Below are 18,172 nucleotides of genomic sequence, written 5' to 3'. Positions count from 1 at the left end.
CCTTTCTGTCGGATATCCTAGTCACTTTGTCGCGATCTGCTGCCGGGCGGTATGACGACCCGTCCTGGCAGACAACATGGAGCACACAGAGACGCGAAACGGGCTTGGGGTCCATGAACCCCTGGTGGCATGATACGTGCGACATGCAGCGAGGAGGTGAACGGATGCCGCTGGAGTTGAGCGATTCTGCTCGATCGTTGCTTCGCCTCCGCTATCTCCGTCGGGACGAAGAGGGCCGGATCATCGAGACCGAGGAAGAGCTTTTTTGGCGCGTCGCACGAGCGGTCGCTGCTGCAGAGGATGCCTTTCCGCGAGGCCCACGCAGTGCGGAGATTGCCGAAAAGTTCTACGAACTGATGACGACCCTACGCTTTCTTCCTAATACTCCAGCACTGATCAACGCGGGAACGCAGCTCGGGCAACTCTTCGCCTGTTTCGTCATACCGGTTCCTGATTCCTTGGATGGAATCTTCGGGGCGGTGCGGGATGCTGCAAAGATTCAGCAGACCGGTGGCGGGACAGGATTTTCCTTTTCTCATCTTCGACCGCGCGGCGACCTTGTCCGTTCGACTCGCCGTCCGTCGTCGGGAGCGGTTTCCTTCATTCGCATTTTCGATGTCGCGAGTGACGTGATCGCGACCGAAAGTGTTCGTGGCGGGGCGAACATGGCCGTCTTGCGCTGTGATCACCCTGACGTGCGCGAGTTCATCGATGCCAAACGGAATCCCGCTCTCTTCTCGCGCTTCAATTTTTCCGTTCTGGTAACCGATGACTTTCTGCGGGCAGCCATTGAGCGACGCGAGATCGCTTTGATCAATCCTCGAACGGGACTTCCCTTCGCGCAAGCGAATGCTGGTGAGTTGTTCGATGCCATGGTCGACGCAGCATGGGAGGTCGGTGATCCTGGCCTACTCTTTTACGACCGAATCCAGCGCGATAACGCGGTGCCGGCGCTCGGACCGTTGGAAGCGACCAACCCTTGCGGAGAAGTACCCCTGCACCCATGGGAAGCGTGCGTTCTCGGGTCCTTGAATTTGCGTGCGTTCATTGTCGAACGCGGTGATCGAGCTTTTCTCGACGAAGCAGGTCTGCAGGAGTCAGCTCGGCTGGCTCTTCGCTTCCTGGACAATATGGTGGAGGTATCCCGTTACCCGAAGGTGGAAATCGAGACGATCTGTCGGGCGAATCGAAAAGTGGGACTCGGCATCATGGGATTCGCTGACCTGCTGTTGGCACTCCGCATTCCGTATGGGTCAGACGAATCCGTTGCGGTGGCTGATCGAGTGATGGGTTTGGTGCAGGCTGCTGCGGTCGAGGCGAGTCGTCGATTGGCTGAGGAGCGCGGACCGTTTCCGAATTTTCCGATCAGCCGTTATGCTGCTCGTGGGGAACCACCACGACGCAATGCCACCGTTACGACTGTCGCGCCGACGGGAAGCATCAGCATCATCGCTGGATGCAGTAGTGGGATCGAGCCACTGTATGCGCTGGCGTACCGTCATGTCGGCGAGTTCGTGGGCATAGTCGAGCCGCATCCGCTCCTCTTGCGCGAACTGAGTCGGATCGGGAAGTACGATCCAGCACTGCTCCACGAGATCGAAGTCACTGGACGGATCGGTCATCGCACCGATTTGCCGGAGGAGCTCCGGCGACTCTTCCGTGTTGCGACAGAAATCAGCCCGGAAGAGCATATCAGAGTGCAGGCCGCGGTGCAGCGCCACGTCGAGAACGCCGTCAGCAAGACGATCAATCTCCCGTACGAGGCAACACGCGATGACGTCCGCCGAGCATTCCTGCTCGCGCATGAGCTGGGTTGCAAGGGTGTGACAGTCTATCGCGAAGGTGCACCGCGAGGTCAGGTCCTCCAGGTTCTCGGGCACTGTTTGAGCTGCGTCGGTGAAGATGTGATTCCAGAAGACCGAACTCGCTATTGAACCGAACGGAGAAACAGGCGACCCCGCCTGGATCGCAGGAGCGGGGTCGCCCTGGTACGGAAGCGTCTGGGGGCTTCAGGAACGAACCTGGACAGGAATACGACGGCGCTCGGCTGCCTCTGCCTTCGGGATCCGGATTTCGAGTACGCCGTGCTGATAAGTAGCCTGTGCTTCGTCTTCCCGAACTGGAACCGGGAGCGTGATTGCCCGATAGGCACTACCGACGCGTCGTTCGCGGATGTGCCAGGTTCCCTTTGTCTCTTCGCGCTCTTCCTTCGTTTCAGCTCGAATAGTGAGGACGCCTTGGCGAATTTCCACTGAAATATCTTCCGGGCGAAAACCGGGGAGCGAGGCTCGCACGATGAGTGCGTCGTCAGTCTCCTGCAAATCGATAGGAATACCGAGTTCTTCGCCCCCTCGCCAACGAGCGAGTTCACTGAACAGGCGGTCGACCCGTTCGCGCATCGTCTCGAGTTCGCGCCAGGGATTCCACGTTGTGATGCTCATGGCACCTTCCCTCCCTCTGCACTGGCTGCCAACCAGCTGATACCGTTCATAGGATACCGCAAAGCGGATGACGCGTGAAGATGGGCAAGTCGATACGGCGATCAGGTATGCTGTGTGGCACGATGCATGCCCCGTTTCTGGTGGGGAGTGACACGGGAGGGACAGACGATGCGGATCCGTTATCACGATCTGGGCGTGAGTCAGGACAAGGTGAACCACATCGTCGAGCGGGAAATACGGGTCTTGGAGAAGAAGCTCGCTGACTTGGAGGACGACCTCAAGTTGCTCGATATCACGGTCGAGCATTTGCAGCGGAGCGATACCTACGTTGCCAAGTTGCATCTTCGGATCCCTGGGCCAGACATCGTGGCGAAGGGAGAGGGGCAAAATCCGGCACAGGCCCTGCGGGATGCTTTTGATGACCTGTACGATGAGCTGGATCGACAACTGGCGAAGTGGCGGAATGAGCCCTTCATCCGCCGCGCCCGTATCCACCCGGGCTTGGCACGGCCGCCGATCGCACCGGTCGAAGAGGAAAGTGCCAGTGAAGGGGAAGAATCGACGCCGGAGCGTGAGCGATGAGTACGACAGGATGGATGGACACGGAACGACATCGATTGCTCGCTCGGCTGCGCGAGCATCTCGAGACCATCGCTCAGCAGGATCGTGGACTGGAAAGTGTGTCGCGACGGGAATGGCTGGCTCAGCAGCTCGCCGAACAGTACCGGCCATTGCGGCGATTCGTGCGGCGAGAAATTGGCCGCTTCGTCGCTTTCGGGGTCATTCCGTCGGGTGTCCTCGATGAACAGGATGTGACCGATGCAGTGCTCCTCCGAGCGATCCAGCATTGGCGTGAGGCGCCTGAGCGCGGACTCTACCGATGGCTTCGGCGGACAGCTCGCCGGGTGGTGCGCCAACTCGTCGAGCAGGAGCGACGCCGGCTCGAGCACGAGCGATCACTCGAAGAGCCGGTCGGATATCAGGGGGATGAATGGCCCGACCAAGTTGTCCGCCTCATCGATGTTTTAGCTGATCCGACCGCTGACATTCCCGAAGACGTTGTCCTCGCGGAGGAAACGCAACAGATTCTGGACGAGGCACTGGAGCGTCTACCCGAAAGCTGGCGCGAGATCTTCCTCTTGAAGGTCGATGGCTGGTCGGACGAACAAATCGCGCTCGCCGAAGGGGTACCAGTCGAGCGGGTTCCGCGGATCATCGAGGCCAGTCGCCAGTTCCTGGCCGATCTTCTCCGCGAGCGCCGGCAGGACCTGGAAGCGTAGGTTTGCTGTGCGATCGGGGGAAAGATGAGTCCGACGCGCCTCGAAGTCGCCCTTTCGACCGATCTCTATGAATTGACCATGGCGTCGAGCTATCACACGCTGGGTCATGCTGGCCGAGCGGTGTTCAGCCTTTTCGTGCGCAAGTTTCCCGAGAACCGTCACTTCCTCGTGGCTGCCGGAATCGCCGAATTATTGGAGCGCCTCGTCGAGCTTCGTTTCGAAGAGGAGGCGCTCCGCTTCTTGGCGACTCTTCCGGGATTACGGCGCAGCTTCGTCGACTCGCTTGTGCACTTTCGTTTTCGAGGCGATATCTGGGCAGTGCAGGAGGGGACGGTCGTCTTCCCTGACGAGCCGATCCTGGAGGTGGAGGCGCCGATCGATCAGGCGCAGATCATCGAGACGCTGGTGTTGAATTCCGTTCACTATGCGACGCTCGTCGCAACAAAAGCTGCTCGTTGTGTTCTGGTCGCTCCCGGCAAGACGCTAGTTGATTTCGGCTTGCGACGAACACCGAGTCTGGATGCTGGATTGACTGCAGCGCGAGCAGCCTATCTAGCCGGGTTTGCTGCAACAAGCAATGTCTTAGCCGGTGAACGGTATGGTATCCCGGTCAGCGGCACGGTCGCTCACTCGTACATCGAGTCGTTCCCGTCCGAACTGGATGCGTTCCGGGCTTTCGCCCGCACCTATCCTGGTGATCCGATACTTCTCATCGATACCTACGACACATTGCGCGGAGCCGAACATGCCATCATCGTCGCACGCGAACTCACGCAGGAGGGACGCCGTGTCCGAGCTGTCCGTTTGGACAGTGGGGATCTGGCTGAGCTGAGTCGCGCGGTTCGCGAGATTCTCGATCGTGCGGGATTCCGGGATATCCAGATTTTCGCCAGTGGGGGACTCGACGAGTACGAGATCGCTGAATTGGAAGCGAAGAGGGCTCCGATCGATGGCTATGGGGTAGGCTCCCGGTTGGGAACGTCCGCGGATGCCCCTCTCGCTGACATGGCCTATAAACTGGTCGAGTATGAAGGGCAGCCGGTGCTCAAATTGAGTACCGGTAAGCGAACACTGGTCGGTGCGAAGCAGGTCTGGCGTCGCGTGGGCGCAGATGGTCGTTATGTCGAGGACCTGATCGCGCTGCGTGACGAACCAGCTCCAGGTCCCGACTGGATACCGTTGTTACGCCCAGTGATGCGAGACGGTGAAATCGTCGAAACGTCGACGCTTGGGCAGGCGCGGGCTCACCATCGGGAGGAGATGCAGCGGTTCCCAGAATGGATGCGCTCACTGAGGCCGGTGGAACGGTATCCGGTACGGCTGAGTCAGCGACTGGCCCAGTTGCAGAGCGAGGCAGAACGACGAGTCCGTTCGCGTGAAGGGCTCTGAGCGATGCTGCACCGCGTGCGGCTCGCTCCGGTCACGATCGAGTCATATCGGGAGTTTGTGCCGACCGAGCAAATCGATGAACTGATCCGTCTCGGTAATCGATTGCGTGGGCTTCGGGTGGCGCACATCAATGCGACACCATATGGCGGTGGCGTCTCGGAATTGTTGCGCTCGAGTGTCGCGTTGGAAATCGCTCTCGGACTGTCGGTCGACTGGCTCGTCATCGCGGGTGACAGCCGGTTTTTCGAGGTTACGAAAGCACTTCATAACGGTCTACAAGGTGCTCCGTTCGTGGCTTCTGCCGACGCAGAAGAAGTGTATCTCATCAACAACCGGGCGAATGCGGCGGGGCTATCGGCTGAATACGATGTGATCGTCGTGCATGATCCGCAGCCAGCAGCGCTGCGAGCATTCGCTCCCACGGCGGCGACGCGATGGGTTTGGCGGTGTCATATCGACACATCACAGCCGTATCCGGCCGCAGAGACATTTCTCCTGCCGTGGCTCGAGGGCTACGACGGGTACGTCTTCACGATGCGCGAGTTCGTCTTGCCGGCCCTCAGGGACCGTACTGTCGACATTTTCCCGCCTGGAATCGATCCGTTGAGCCCGAAGAACCTTCCACTGCCAGCCACGCTGAGGCGGCGCATCCTGGATTGGTACGGCGTCGTGGCGTCTCGACCGTTGGTCGTTCAGGTTTCCCGCTTCGATCCTTGGAAGGATCCGTTCGGGGTGATCCGGGTGTTCCGGCGCGTGCGCGATGCGATGCCGGGTGTCCAACTGGCGCTTCTGGGATCCATGGCGCTCGACGATCCCGAAGGTTGGCGCTTATACGATCGAATCCGCGAGGAAGCGGAGAAGGACCCGGACATTCTGGTCGGAACGAATGTGGCCGGGATCAGTTATGTCGAAGTCAATGCTTTCCAGCACTCGGCGTGGGTCGTGGTACAAAAGTCGATTCGTGAGGGATTTGGACTGGTCGTCAGCGAAGCGATGTGGAAAGAAACCCCAGTGGTCGCTGGCCGCAGCGGCGGGATCGTACTGCAAATGGCAGACGGAGAAGGAGGCTTCCTAGTCGATCCGCTCGACGAGGATGCTTTCGTCGAGCGAGTGCTCGAGCTTCTTCGTGATCGCGAACTGGCACGAGTCGTTGGCCAGCGAGGCCGGGCGCGCGTTCGAGAGAACTTTTTGGTGACCCGATACGTCCGCGATGAGCTCCGGCTCTTCGAGCGACTGGTCGAGCGACAGGCAGTCCATGCCGAGAAAGGATGACGAGAACATGACGGAATCGAGCGATCGCGAGTGGATCGAATCGATGCGCCGAAGACTCGAGCAGCGACGCGAGGAATTGGAGAGCCAGCGCCGCCAACTCCTCCGTATGCTGGCTGATGAGGGGCAGAGCCAAGCGGAGGAGGGGACAGTTGCCACCCACTTGGCGGACGCGGCGAGTGATATGGTGATGGCTGAGTACGATCAGACAATGCTCCGGACACTGGAAGAGGAGTTGCACGAGGTTCTCGCAGCGCTCGAGCGCATCGATCAGGGGACCTACGGCATCTGTGTCGATTGCAAACGGCCGATCGAGCGCGAGCGATTGGAAGCTGTGCCGTGGGCTGTTCGCTGCGTGGCTGATCAAGAGCGCTTCGAGCGTGAATTGGAGCGGGCCCGCAGACTACTATGAATCACTGCAAAAAGGCCGTGCGATCGGGGAGATGGGGCGACGAAGAACGACGACGAAGTGGGCAGGACAAAACGAGGCCCACCCCTAATCCACCGGCTGTGCCGAGGGCGAAGCCAACGAGAGCGAACATCCAAGTGCGACCGTGGCGCCGAGCCTTCATGCCTTTTGGTTTCCTCTCGCTCACTGGATCACCAAGACTCGTGGTGCGCTCGCCCAGTGTTCCTCGAGCCGATAATAGGAACGCTGGTCAGGCGTGAACAGATGAATGACCACGCTTCCATAGTCGAGAATGACCCAGCCTGTCTCGGGCTCGCCTTCCACACGAAGTTGTGTGGCGCCTGCCTCGTCGAGTGCCTCGCTGAGATGCGTCACGAGGGCGCGCAGCTGTCGGGTATTGTCGGCAGTGCACACGACGAAGAGGTCGAAAAAGGGGGTGAAGCGCGTGAGGTCAAGCACCTGAATATCCGTTGCCATCGCGTCGGCCGCTGTCTCGGCCGCCAGACGGGCGAGTTCCTGGGGAGTCAATCGCACCGGATCGTGGATCTGCGTCATTCTCACCTCACTACCTCGAGCAGTCCAATAGGATCGGTGGGCCTGGTAGGATTCGAACCTACGACCCTGAGGTTATGAGCCTCGTGCTCTGCCGCTGAGCTACAGGCCCCCATCGCCATTCAATTCTACCGGTACGGTCGATCCAGCGCTAGTTCGTCGTAGTACCATTGCCCGACGATCTGGAGGTGTCGGCCCGTGGATCGGCCGTTCCATTCGGAGTCTGCATCAGGACCGCGTCCTCGCCGCCTGGTCATTCCTGCACTGTCCCTGGTTCTGCTCGTCGGGCCATCTGGTTCAGGCAAATCAACCTTCGCTCAGCGCCATTTCCGGCCGACAGAGGTGCTTTCCTCTGATTTCTTCCGTGCTATGATCACGGACGACGAGGCAGATCAGAGTGCGACGCGTGAAGCTTTCGAGCTCTTGCATCGGGTCGCGGAAGGGCGGCTCCGGCGTGGCCGTCTTACGGTGATCGATGCGACGAATACCCGTCGCGATGCCCGTTTGCCACTGATCGAACTGGCTCGTCGTTACCACGTGCCCTGCGTGGCGATCATCTTCGATTACCCGCTGGAAGCGTATCTCGCAAACGATCAGCAACGGCCTGGCCGACAGGTGGGACGAGGTGTCATCGAGCGGCAATTCGCTCAACTGGAGGAGAATCGGGCAGCGCTGGTCGAAGAGCCGTTCCAACGCCGTTACTGGTTGCGGAGTCCGCAAGAGGCTGCCTCCGCAATCGTTGTTCGTCGACCGTTGCCGAGCGATCGACGATGGTGGCGTGGACCCTTCGATATCGTGGGCGATGTGCACGGCTGTTTCGACGAGTTGGTCGAGCTCCTCGAGCACCTCGGTTACCAGATTGCGGAGCAACGGAATCGTTCTGGCGAGCGACAGTACTTGGTCGCTCATCCTGGAGGGCGACGCCTCGTTTTCGTCGGAGACTTGGTCGACAGGGGACCGAAGATCGTCCCCGTTCTGCAGCTGGCGATGTCTGCCGTTGCGCGTGGGCGAGCCGCTGCCGTGATGGGCAATCATGATCGAAAGTTGCTCCGTTACTTGGAGGGGCACCAAGTGCGGATCGCGCACGGTTTCGAGGCAAGTGTGGAGCAACTTGCCGTAGAGTCGGAGGAGTTTCGGCAACGAGTGTGGCGCTTCCTGCGCAAGCTGCCGCACCATCTCGTTTTGGACGAAGGGCGGCTCGTCGTCGCCCATGCGGGTTTGCCTGCCGAGTACCATGGTCGCGATTCACCGGTGGTGCGACGCATCGCCTTGTTCGGGATGACGACCGGAGAGGTGGACGAGCGCGGATTGCCGATCCGGCTCAATTGGGCGCTCGATTATCGCGGGCGCGCGCTCGTGGTTTACGGGCACACGCCGGTAACGGAGCCGGTGTGGATCAATCGAACGATCAATATCGACACCGGTTGCGTATTCGGCCATCGCCTGACGGCTCTACGGTATCCGGAGTTGGAACTCGTTTCAGTTCCGGCACGGCATGCGTATGCGGCTCCGCCCCGCCGGTTGCTCACTCCCGATGAATTGACGCAGCCCCTGCTCTTACCATCCGAGGAGTTGGCAGAGCTGCAGGGTGAGGAACTGGTCGAGGAGACGATTGCCGCTGTTGCCGGGTCACCGGAGTTCGAGCGTGACCGTGCACCTGAGAGCGCAGCCCAAGAATGAGGTAACAGGGGATCGGAGAACGCAAAACGCTCTCCTCTGGTCAAGGATATTTTCTATTCTTTTTGGTACCCCCTTCGGTAATCCATTTTATGGTATCGAGCTGGCCTGGTGTGCGGAGCAGCTCTCCGCTGTACCACCGTTCTTCAGTCAATCGATCACTATGGGAAAGGGCGCGACAACCGGCTGAGATGCCCTCTCAGACGAGTCGCGGGTTCGGGCTCTCCGCCGACACGCCGCGGCGAGATCCCGGGGCGTCCTTTCCCGCCGCAGGAGTGTGGAGATACCGCAGTGCCAGAGCATTTTTTCGGTGGTCTGCGGTCGTGTGCTGATTCTCCCGAGCATCCACTCGGGTGGGGGGCTTGGCTGCATCGTCCCATTTCCTGGACCGCACCACAGATCCTGGCGGTCGCCAGGCGAAGTCGAGAAATTGCCCCGGCTGAACCCGGTCGGAGCGTCCTGCCACAGCGGTGCAGGTTCGAGTCGGCGACTTGCGTCACTGTCGAGGTTAGCCATTGGAAACGAGCGTCGCACTGAAGGACGTAACGCGTCTCGTTTCGCGGCGGAGCGAGAAATGGTCAGGTGCTGCTGTGGTTGCGCTCGACCGTCGCGCAGTCGTTCCGGGGCAGGCGTCTCCTCAGCGAGATCCGGGTCAACCAGGGCCACCAGCGCACGCTGGAGTCACACCGGTCGAGAAGACAACGAGGTATCCGTGAGCGGCGATCGGTTCGAGGGCGACACTCGTGCAAAACCGGTCGATTCCGGGCGACCTCAGGCTGAAGAGGAAGCGGTCCCGCGAGCCCAACGTTGCCTTGGGGACAACACGAGTCCGCTGTTCGCTCCGCTCCTGTCGTGGATTCCGGGTGGGCCGGCAGAAAGTCGTTCGAGGATCGATCCCCTTGACAGCGCCGGTCTAGGTCACTATACTAAGCAGTGCGACGGCGGTCAGTTGCCGCCGCGGAGATATGCGGAAGTGGCTCAGCTGGTAGAGCACCTCCTTGCCAAGGAGGAGGTCGCGGGTTCGAATCCCGTCTTCCGCTCCAGCGCCCCTTGACCGGGGCGCTTTTCGTTTACCTCGCGCTCGTCACGCCTCGCCTGGGACGTCGATCTTCTTCCGCACTCCGCGTCGGTCCTACTCTCTGATGCCAGCCCGAGCAGAGTGAGCTGCTCGCGTGCTTCTCTGGAACGGTGGACTTCGCTCGCTCCGGTCCATCTCGAGAACGAGGTCGACCAGATACTGATGCCCGATCCTCCTATCGCTGCACGTCGTCTGCTCGTGTCGTCCCTTTCTGGATGAATGCTTCTTCCTTCGAACATCCGGTGGATGAGCCGACAGCGAGTGCCAGCCGGCTCGCGTAAGTGCCTGGTGCGATTGCGGATGACGCGGCTCCTCGCGACGTCGATGAGCGCGCGGGCGTTCGAAGCGGCTGCCTCCGTGCGGTACGATCTGCCTACCCTCTCGCTCCAGCACGCGCTCAGCGGACGCACACGGGTGTACCAAAGCGAAGACTTCCCCAATAGTACTGTGATGGGGGTACCCACGTGTCGATCGCGATGGAGTACTGTCCTCGTGCGGAGTCCGTGGAAGTGGACGATCGCACCGGCACGGTCGGGACTCGCTGAGTGATCAGCAACTCAGCATCGCGCCAGCAGCCGCCGAGGTTCCCCGACCCACTCGGTCATCCCCACGAGGGTAGGGTGGCACCGTTGGAACGACGGTCGCGGTCGCGCGGTGCGGGCTCGTCGTGCTCGACGGCGTTCGATGGGTTCCACGCATCATTGTGGAGTCTTCGACCGCGGCCCGGTTTTCGAGGAGCCTCACCGATTACAGGCGATCAGTGTTTTCGGTGACCGTGGATGGCACAGTCGAGATCGGACAAGCGAAGGTCAGGCGCAACGAGGACTGGTGCTCCCGCGAGCTGTGTCCGCTTCACTCTCCCAGGGGAATATGGTTCTACTGGCCAGAGAAGCTGGTGAACAAGTTCGGAACCGACTCGGAAGATGTCATGCGATTCGGCTCGGAGGCGATGAGTACCCACGTCTGCAAGTCCGCCATCCTGACCGCGCTCCGCTGCCAGCTCGGGCTATAACAAAGCGCCACTATGGATCCCGCTGAACCCCAGCGGTCTACCACGCCGATGAGGTCAAGAGCTGACTCGCCCCACCGGTCTGGGTCTCGCTCTCACCAACCCCCGCTGGGCTGACGAGGGAGGTCGTGTGTTCGGACGATCGACTCAGGGTACAGGAAATGGAACGATGCGGCGAGTTGGTTCGGTCTGCCGATCGAGCACTTGGAAACGAGGCTATCGGGTGCTGGTGGGTCGGCACCGGAGACTCGGCCGGACGAAGGTGGGCTCGTCCATTACCGTCAGTCTAGCACACCCGCCTCGCTGGGTTGAGGCTCAACGAGCGAGGTGTTTTCGTGGATGCAGGCGGAGCTGGTCGTCGAACACATTTTCTGACACCACTTCGACACCATTCACCCGGTAACCGACAACGGCGACAGCTGCAGCTACCGAGCGGTCGATTTCCGCATCCTGACGTGGTGCGGGGAGCGGGACTCGAACCCGCACGGGAGGTCTTCCCTGCCGTTTTTAAGACGGCTGCGTCTGCCGTTCCGCCATCCCCGCTCGATAGCACTGCTTTAAGTATGCTGTGGAACTTCGGACCTTGGCGAGTGGGGAGCGGAGAACCACGCTCGGAAGAAGAGGTGAGTATTCCGGTGGGAACATTACCATTCGGTTGAGTCCATCCGTTTATCCGGGTACTCGGCCAACCCCGTGGTTGCACGTAACGGGGAGCGCCGGGAGAACCCCACCCGGTACCTGACTGAGTTCCGGCGCTGACTCCTAGCAGTTCCGGGCTATCCCGTTTTGGGCTGGTCAGGTTCCCAACCGACGAATGCCCCCTCCGAACCTCTTCGCCCAATGCTGTCAACTGTCCGGAAACACGAAGACCCCCGCTGGTCCTGAAACCGGGGCCGGTCGGGTCGGGAAGGACCTCATCCGTTCCCCATTCTCGTAGCCGGACGAGGGGGGTTCTCCTCGACGACGAGCGAGAGCCAGCACTACTCACCTGGCGTCAGGGGACCCAGGACAATCCGGACACCGCATCGATACGCTCGGCGGTAAACAGTTTCCGCGGTTCGGTCGCCTGCGGTCGGCCATCCGCACCGATGCGGAGCTCGAGTACATAGACCGCGAATCCGTCCCGTTCCAGTTGCAGGTATGCGATGGCGCGACCGTCCGGTGACCACGTCGGGCTAGCGACGACTCCCGAGTCGGTGATCTGAATCGGCTGCCCACCCATGGCCGGTACGAGGAACAAATCGTTCGATTCACCGTGGCGACCGACGTAAACGATCCATTGACCATCAGGAGACCATGCGGGAGCGTATTGCCCATCACCACCTTGAACCAATGGGGTCAGATTACCGCTGCGGAGATCGACGATCCAGAGATCGGTCCGCCTTTGCAGTCCGTCCTCGCGGGTCACACGGTGAATGAAAACGATTCGCGAGCCGTCGGGTGAAAAGGCCGGCTGATCGACGTTGTCTCCTAGCCGGGTAGTGGCTTGGATCAGCTCCGGCGTACCACCCGCACTGGGAATGAGCCAGAGGAAGTTCTTCAACGTGTTCCGATCCGAGACGTAAACCAAGCGTTGGCCATCCGGTGACCAGGCAGGGCTGAGCGCCCAGACGGCGTTTTGCACGTATTCGTACGAACCAGGCGTGAAGGGTGGACGGTTGCGCGTCAGCTGGCGAATCTCGCCGGTGCTCGTATCCGCAATATACAGATCCGAATATGCATCGCCCAACCGGACAAAGGCAACGCGTCGTCCATCAGGGGACCAGCGTGCCCAGGCTGCATCTCCCAGTTGCAGCAATCGGCGTGTCTTGCCGTTCTCCCATACCGCGATGTCACCGTGCTGAATGAACAGGATGCGGCCGTTTGCCGTCGCTGCGATCGCTCTGTCCGGTCCCTCGACGGTGTCCCCACAACCGAATGCCAATAGAGTCGATGCGAAGAGAGCGATCAGGATGAGCAGTCGTACCCCAGTTCTCGGAGCGCCTGCCTGGCTTCTGCTTCCTCGTTCCACGGCCGTCGTTCGTCGCCGTACAGTATGCACTGCTCGTGTCCCTTCCCGAGCAATAAGACGATATCACCGGGACGTGCCCGCCGGAACGCTTCTCGGATCGCAAGGGCCCGATCCTCTACACAGACGAACTGCTGTCCCTCTTGCGCTCCAGCCTCACGTGCTCCCTCTGCGATTTCGGCGATGATGGCGTCCGGGTCCTCGTGACGAGGATCCTCCGACGTGAAGACGGCGAACTCGGCAAGGCGAGCAGCGATCGCTCCCTGCAGCCGGCGTTTGATGCGGTCACGCTCACCGGCGCTCCCGAAAACGACGATCACCCGTCCGCGTGCAAGGGAGCGCGCCAGCGGGAGAACTCGCTCGAATGACTTCGGTGTGTGGGCGTAGTCGACGATCACACGGAACGGCTGTCCGCAGTCGATCGGGGTAAAACGCCCGGGTACCGCCGCGAGTTGCTGGAGACCGGTGACGACCTGGTCCAAGGGTATTCCGAGAAGAATGCCGGTTCCTGCAGCAGCGAGCGCATTTTCGACATTCCAGAGACCGAAGAGTCGCAGATGCACATCAGCCGCCTGATCGCCATACCGGAGGCGGAAACTCGTGCCTTTGTCAGTCATGCGGGCGTTTTCCGCCACGAGGACAGCCTTACCAGTCGCTGAGTACCACAGGATCGGTACCGAGCCAGCGAACCGCGCGAGCGACCGTGCTCCCTCGTCGTCAGCATTGAGAACGATTCCACGCGGATAAGCTCGTTCCGGTCGATCGCGGACGAACTCCAGGAGCCTTCCCTTGGCTCGCCGGTAGTTTTCGATGGTACCGTGGAAATCCAGATGCTCCTGGGTTACATTGGTCACGACTGCGATATCGAAGGGACAATGATCCAACCGGTGAAGCTCCAGCCCGTGACTCGTCGCCTCCACGACAGCCCAGGCGACACCCGTCGCTCGCATGCGAGCCAGGAATGCCTGGACATCGAGAGACTCCGGTGTCGTCTGTCTGAGATCGTGGGCCACGAACTCGTCACCGATGCGAAGGGCGACGGTGCCGATGAGACCGGTTCGGTAGCCGGCTGTGCGGAGTATGGCATCGATCAGGAAGGTCGTCGTCGTTTTGCCGTCTGTACCGGTTACTCCGATGAGGCCGAGATCGGAAGCTGGATGACCGTAGAAGCGCGCGGCGATGGCAGCGAGCGCCACGCGAGTGTCACTGACTCGAGCGATGGTACGTAGGCCAGGGACATCTTGAGAGGGCCACTCTTCGACGACTGCTGCCACCGCACCGCGTGAGGCAGCGTCAGCGAGATAACAGTGTCCGTCCGTATGCGTACCTCGGAGTGCGACGAAAAGACTGCCCGGCGTTGCCTGGCGGGAGTCGTAGACAACGCGGGTCACCATGATCGCGTCATCACCACGCAGCTCGGCAAAAAGATCGCTGAGCAAATCGTGCAAAGCCGGCATGGAATCACGCTCCTAGTGGACGCAGTCGGCGCCAAAGCGCCATGAGGATCGGTGAGCGGACCAACTCTTGCACACCAGGGTAAGTATACGGGCGTCCACCGAATCCGCTCTTGAACCGATACACACCCCACAACCCGCAGCGGACATTGAGGTGCTCATCGTCGGTTTCGGGAGGGGGATCGTCGGTGTCAGGGATCCCCCACAGATCGTACCAGCGGCAGCCATGTGACCGTGCCCACTGGAGAGCAGCCCACTGGACAGCGTACGTTGGCATATGTCGTTGCAGCGAGGTCTTCGATGCACCATAGAGATAGATTGCTTCGTCACCGTATCGCACAACGAGCGCTCCTGCTGCGAGCTCCCCTGCGAACTCAGCAAACAGGAGTGCTGCGTCTTCACCGAAGAGTGTCAGGAGATCTCGGAAATAGTCGATCTGATGGATGCCGAAGCGATCGCGCTCGGCTGTTTCGCGCAGCAACTCATAAAAGCGCTCGATTTCGCTATGGGATGCGATGCGTGTCGTCACTCCGCGACGGAATGCGAGGCGGACGTTATACCGTGTCTTCGGCTTCATCTGTTCGAGCAACATGGTGTCATCCCCGAGAGGAACTTTGAGGGTTCTTCGCGGTTGGATGACAAAGCGGCTCGGTTTCCAGCCGAGTTCTCTAGGGAGGACAGTGAGTCCGGAGGCGTGTTCCGGTTCAGCGAGGACTGCGATGGCGCGATACTGGCGGGCCAGCTGCTGAATCACATGGTGAAACGCTCTCGGCAGTGCTTCGGTGAATTCTCTGACCAAGGGTCCGCGGGGGATGTACAAGATGGAGAACGGGAGTATTCGCCGCACGAGGATTTGTGCGAGAGCAACGCCGTCCGCAGCGGTGATCGACAGCCGAAGACAATACCACCCGTGTCGCTGCTTGAATTCGCCCCAGCGCCAGCTCTGCAACAGCCGCCCGCCGCTGGCTAGAACCAGCTGATCCCATTCAGCCGGATCATCGACGTAACGAATGTGGCACGAACTTACCATGGAGTGGGACGGAGCGGATCGCTCGCGAATACCGCTTCGGCCAGCGCCTCTTCGGCGGCATCGCGCACAACCGGATCGGTCGAGCGAGCTAAGCGACGCAAGACATTCGTGGCGAGAGTACCGCCGATGCGCCCGAGTGCAGCGATCGCTGCCCCTTGCACCGCGCGATCAGGGTCGGACGTCAAAGAGATAAGTTCGTCGACAGCTTCCTCTGCGCCCAGCTCGCCACAGGCAGTGGCAGCCTCATAGCGGTATGCCGGGTGCTCGCTCTGCAGCTCTTCCAGGAGAAGGGGTAACCAGCGTCGGTCTAGCGATCGACCCATGGCATACAAGGCACTCACTTTGAGGGCGTGCTCGCCAGACCAGTACGCTTCTTCGATCGCCTCGTTGATCCTCGGATCGTGCGAGTATACCGCTGCGGCTTCGAGCGCACGGCGACGCACTTCGAGCGGTTCACTGCTCTCGAGAAGGGAAAACAGAGCTGCGCGGAGAGCCCGACAGTCCTCGAGGGGTAACCGACCCAGCACATCGAGTTCGGTGAAACGACCGAGCGCCTGAGCAAGTGCGGCTCGTACCGACGGCTCTGATTCGCGGGGCAGTCGCTCGAGGAGGCGATGGAGAACCAGCGTGTCTTCTTCCTCCCACAATCCAGCGATTGCACATTCCCGCACCTGCTGGTCATCATCGTCGAGCGCGATGAGGAACACGTGACGGAAGTTGAGTGCCAGGTTCTCTTCAGCCAGTTCCGCCATCATTTGGACCAAGCGACGCCGCGTCGCGACCGGCAGCGTGGGCCAGAGCTGTCGTAATTGCCGGGCACTTTGACGAGAGAGATCGGACAGTTGAGCCACGTCGCTCGCCCGCACGCGGTCACGGAATCGTACCAGAAGCTCGGCGATATCGATATTCGTGTTGGTCGAAGGTCGCATGGCGCTCACCGCCGTGGCGTGTAGTAATAGAGGTCGGCGACGTCCGGATCGGCTTCGAACTGAGGATATTGCCCTGAAGTGAGCAGGTAACGGATCCGGTCGACGCTCAGGGGACGCTCGACGTTCACACCAGCGACGAGGTCGTCGAGCGTCGCCATGTAGCGAGGTGCCTCGCGGCTGCCGACGTTCTCACCAACTCGCTCGAAGGTGATTTCCAATACGCGCTCATAGGAGCGACGAGTCCGCTCGTCGAGCGGTTCTTGACCCGCGAAGCGAGGAAAGCGTTGCTCAGTCAAGAGCATGCTGTCTTGCACTGCGCAGAAGTACACCGTTGGGCGAAAGACATACTTGCGCTGCTTTTCGTCGAGTGCGAGGAGGCGTCGCTCCTGACGCGAAATAGGAAGGTAATCGATGATAAATCGTCCTGGCTCCTCAGCGCGTTCCAGGGTGATGAGGGCTCCGGCGACAAGGTTGGCAGCGAAAAACTGTTCGAACCCGAAAAGGAATCCGCCGCGGTTCGTCGTCGGATAGCGCAATTCGACGTAAAACGTTTCGTGTGTTTGTGGGGCCTCGAAACGAAGGAGTGCCCGTGTCTGATCCGGAAAGACACGTGGTGGAAGCACGGGAGCGATCGTGCTGTCATACGGAAGGACACCGTAGTAATGCTCATAGAACGTCAGAACATGGTCGACGACGCTCTCTGTCCCAGGCTGAATGGCCTCGCTGGACTCCAGCAGATAGCGAAAATCCTGGCCGAGATCAGCAACCTTTCGCTTCGGTGGGGCCACAGGATTGACTTCGCGCACTGTCCAGGCATGTGCGCCCGGGACGCCCACGAACTCGAATCCCTCTTCGCTTATTAGGCGCGCGTTGAGAGCGAGTTGCCGCAACGCATAATCCGGCATACCAGGGCGGACATCGAAGAGGACCTCGACGATTTCCCGGTCGGTCAGTGGTTCGCCTCGCTCGACGATGTATTCCCGAATCCGACGAACATCGCCACGAGAAAGACTCGGGACGATCCGCGCGATCGCCCACAGGTCAGCGAAACCGACAACGTCAGGACGGTTGCTGAGTGTCACCCGGATCGCGGCCGCCAGTTCGTCATCGGAGAGTTCTGTGATGTCTTCGATGACCGTGGCAGCAGTCGCTGCGGGGGCGACGACTTTCTCGAGCCCCTCTTCCTCGGCTGGCGCTGCAATTGCGGGCTCCGCGACCGGGGCTGCTTTTTCCTCGGGCGGGCGCGTCTTGGTTGGCGTCAATGCCTCGGGTGGGGGCTCGAGGAAGCGTCGCGGCAACTGATGAGCGGTATCGATGAGCGCTTCCGGCGGTAGTGGCGGACGCCCAGCTCGCGTCGTGGCGACGATGATCTGGCCATCTTGCGTGGCCTCGAGGGCGAACACGTGGTCATTCGCCGCTAGAGCTGTTCGCAGCCGTTCAATCCATTCAGTGAGCGAGCCACCTGCTTCCGTTTCGGCAAAGTGTGCGGCGAGCGTCTCCAGAGGCACGCGAATCGGGGCGTGTGTGGGATAAAAGCGAGCAGTCGCACGCAAGAGCGCGAAGACACGGCGTGCGAGGTCGCGCTCCTCCGTGGAACCCCGGAATTCGATTTCAGGAAGGGTCTGCACGTTCGTCCCGTCAGTCACT

The 18,172-nt window shown here is 60.7% G+C and carries 14 protein-coding genes and 3 tRNA genes; 8 read left to right on the top strand and 9 right to left on the bottom strand.

Features of this window, described 5'->3' with window-relative positions:
- Positions 1 to 164: 164 nt before the first annotated feature.
- The gene (locus TRD_RS04350) at positions 165 to 1,934 is read left to right on the top strand and encodes an adenosylcobalamin-dependent ribonucleoside-diphosphate reductase (RefSeq protein WP_015921913.1); all 1,770 of its coding nucleotides are present in this window, start codon (positions 165 to 167) and stop codon (positions 1,932 to 1,934) included.
- Positions 1,935 to 2,009: 75 nt separating this feature from the next.
- On the opposite strand, the gene TRD_RS04345 is transcribed toward TRD_RS04350, so the two are convergent.
- Positions 2,010 to 2,441: an Hsp20/alpha crystallin family protein gene (locus TRD_RS04345; protein ID WP_015921912.1), complete on the bottom strand. Its 432-nt coding sequence runs from the start codon at positions 2,439 to 2,441 to the stop codon at positions 2,010 to 2,012.
- 168 nt (positions 2,442 to 2,609) lie between these two features.
- On the opposite strand from TRD_RS04345, the gene TRD_RS04340 reads away from it, so the two are divergent.
- From TRD_RS04340 to TRD_RS04320, 5 genes are read left to right on the top strand one after another with little or no spacing between them, the layout of a single operon-like run.
- Positions 2,610 to 3,023 carry an HPF/RaiA family ribosome-associated protein gene (locus tag TRD_RS04340; RefSeq protein ID WP_015921911.1) on the top strand — a complete coding sequence of 138 codons (414 nt, stop codon included), beginning with the start codon at positions 2,610 to 2,612 and terminating at the stop codon, positions 3,021 to 3,023.
- Entirely contained in the window at positions 3,020 to 3,721 is a 702-nt protein-coding gene (locus tag TRD_RS04335; protein ID WP_015921910.1) for an RNA polymerase sigma factor, read from the top strand. Before TRD_RS04340 ends, TRD_RS04335 begins: the two co-directional genes overlap by 4 nt.
- 24 nt (positions 3,722 to 3,745) lie before the next feature.
- Positions 3,746 to 5,110, top strand: coding sequence for a nicotinate phosphoribosyltransferase (locus TRD_RS04330; RefSeq protein ID WP_015921909.1), 1,365 nt, complete (start codon positions 3,746 to 3,748; stop codon positions 5,108 to 5,110).
- A gap of 3 nt (positions 5,111 to 5,113) precedes the next feature.
- Positions 5,114 to 6,382, top strand: coding sequence for a glycosyltransferase (locus TRD_RS04325; protein ID WP_041435968.1), 1,269 nt, complete (start codon positions 5,114 to 5,116; stop codon positions 6,380 to 6,382).
- Positions 6,383 to 6,389: 7 nt separating this feature from the next.
- The gene (locus tag TRD_RS04320) at positions 6,390 to 6,791 is read left to right on the top strand and encodes a TraR/DksA family transcriptional regulator (RefSeq protein WP_015921907.1); all 402 of its coding nucleotides are present in this window, start codon (positions 6,390 to 6,392) and stop codon (positions 6,789 to 6,791) included.
- Positions 6,792 to 6,971: 180 nt separating this feature from the next.
- Here the strand turns inward: TRD_RS04320 and rsfS are convergent, their stop codons facing one another.
- Positions 6,972 to 7,343, bottom strand: coding sequence for a ribosome silencing factor (rsfS, locus tag TRD_RS04315; protein ID WP_015921906.1), 372 nt, complete (start codon positions 7,341 to 7,343; stop codon positions 6,972 to 6,974).
- A 37-nt stretch (positions 7,344 to 7,380) separates the two neighbouring features.
- Positions 7,381 to 7,452: transfer RNA gene (locus TRD_RS04310), tRNA-Ile, on the bottom strand.
- A gap of 86 nt (positions 7,453 to 7,538) precedes the next feature.
- Here TRD_RS04310 and TRD_RS04305 point away from each other — a divergent pair.
- Positions 7,539 to 9,020 (top strand): AAA family ATPase, encoded by a 1,482-nt coding sequence (locus tag TRD_RS04305; protein WP_052294053.1) that lies wholly within the window; start codon positions 7,539 to 7,541, stop codon positions 9,018 to 9,020.
- A 964-nt stretch (positions 9,021 to 9,984) separates the two neighbouring features.
- A tRNA-Gly gene (locus TRD_RS04300) sits at positions 9,985 to 10,060 on the top strand.
- Between the two features lie 1,500 nt (positions 10,061 to 11,560).
- Here the strand turns inward: TRD_RS04300 and TRD_RS04285 are convergent.
- The 6 genes from TRD_RS04285 to TRD_RS04260 all read right to left on the bottom strand — a co-directional run bounded on the left by TRD_RS04285 (position 11,561) and on the right by TRD_RS04260 (position 18,171).
- Positions 11,561 to 11,647: transfer RNA gene (locus TRD_RS04285), tRNA-Leu, on the bottom strand.
- A gap of 451 nt (positions 11,648 to 12,098) precedes the next feature.
- Positions 12,099 to 13,115 (bottom strand): TolB family protein, encoded by a 1,017-nt coding sequence (locus TRD_RS04280; RefSeq protein WP_143714625.1) that lies wholly within the window; start codon positions 13,113 to 13,115, stop codon positions 12,099 to 12,101.
- A complete protein-coding gene (locus TRD_RS04275) occupies positions 13,052 to 14,569 on the bottom strand; it encodes a UDP-N-acetylmuramoyl-L-alanyl-D-glutamate--2,6-diaminopimelate ligase (protein ID WP_015921898.1) in 1,518 nt (505 codons plus the stop codon). Before TRD_RS04275 ends, TRD_RS04280 begins: the two co-directional genes overlap by 64 nt.
- Before the next feature lie 4 nt (positions 14,570 to 14,573).
- Positions 14,574 to 15,596 (bottom strand): lipid II:glycine glycyltransferase FemX, encoded by a 1,023-nt coding sequence (locus TRD_RS04270; protein WP_015921897.1) that lies wholly within the window; start codon positions 15,594 to 15,596, stop codon positions 14,574 to 14,576.
- Entirely contained in the window at positions 15,590 to 16,525 is a 936-nt protein-coding gene (locus tag TRD_RS04265) for a HEAT repeat domain-containing protein (protein WP_015921896.1), read from the bottom strand. The genes TRD_RS04270 and TRD_RS04265 overlap by 7 nt, the downstream gene beginning before the upstream one ends.
- Before the next feature lie 5 nt (positions 16,526 to 16,530).
- Positions 16,531 to 18,171 carry a hypothetical protein gene (locus TRD_RS04260; protein WP_015921895.1) on the bottom strand — a complete coding sequence of 547 codons (1,641 nt, stop codon included), beginning with the start codon at positions 18,169 to 18,171 and terminating at the stop codon, positions 16,531 to 16,533.
- Position 18,172: the final 1 nt, after the last annotated feature.

Origin of the sequence: Thermomicrobium roseum DSM 5159, from assembly GCF_000021685.1 — a bacterium.
Classification (GTDB): Bacteria; Chloroflexota; Chloroflexia; order Thermomicrobiales; family Thermomicrobiaceae; genus Thermomicrobium; species Thermomicrobium roseum.
The sequence above is the reverse complement of the archived record's forward strand: the minus strand, read 5'-3'. Positions and strand labels throughout refer to the sequence as shown.

Excerpts from the sequence above, each read along its gene's own strand:
- TRD_RS04265 (WP_015921896.1), bottom strand. The coding sequence starts at position 16,525 with ATGCGACCTTCGACCAACACGAATATCGATATCGCCGAGCTTCTGGTA.
- TRD_RS04275 (WP_015921898.1), bottom strand. The coding sequence starts at position 14,569 with ATGCCGGCTTTGCACGATTTGCTCAGCGATCTTTTTGCCGAGCTGCGT.
- TRD_RS04320 (WP_015921907.1), top strand. The coding sequence starts at position 6,390 with ATGACGGAATCGAGCGATCGCGAGTGGATCGAATCGATGCGCCGAAGA.
- TRD_RS04325 (WP_041435968.1), top strand. The coding sequence starts at position 5,114 with ATGCTGCACCGCGTGCGGCTCGCTCCGGTCACGATCGAGTCATATCGG.
- TRD_RS04345 (WP_015921912.1), bottom strand. The coding sequence starts at position 2,441 with ATGAGCATCACAACGTGGAATCCCTGGCGCGAACTCGAGACGATGCGC.
- rsfS (WP_015921906.1), bottom strand. The coding sequence starts at position 7,343 with ATGACGCAGATCCACGATCCGGTGCGATTGACTCCCCAGGAACTCGCC.
- TRD_RS04350 (WP_015921913.1), top strand. The coding sequence starts at position 165 with ATGCCGCTGGAGTTGAGCGATTCTGCTCGATCGTTGCTTCGCCTCCGC.
- TRD_RS04335 (WP_015921910.1), top strand. The coding sequence starts at position 3,020 with ATGAGTACGACAGGATGGATGGACACGGAACGACATCGATTGCTCGCT.
- TRD_RS04340 (WP_015921911.1), top strand. The coding sequence starts at position 2,610 with ATGCGGATCCGTTATCACGATCTGGGCGTGAGTCAGGACAAGGTGAAC.
- TRD_RS04270 (WP_015921897.1), bottom strand. The coding sequence starts at position 15,596 with ATGGTAAGTTCGTGCCACATTCGTTACGTCGATGATCCGGCTGAATGG.
- TRD_RS04330 (WP_015921909.1), top strand. The coding sequence starts at position 3,746 with ATGAGTCCGACGCGCCTCGAAGTCGCCCTTTCGACCGATCTCTATGAA.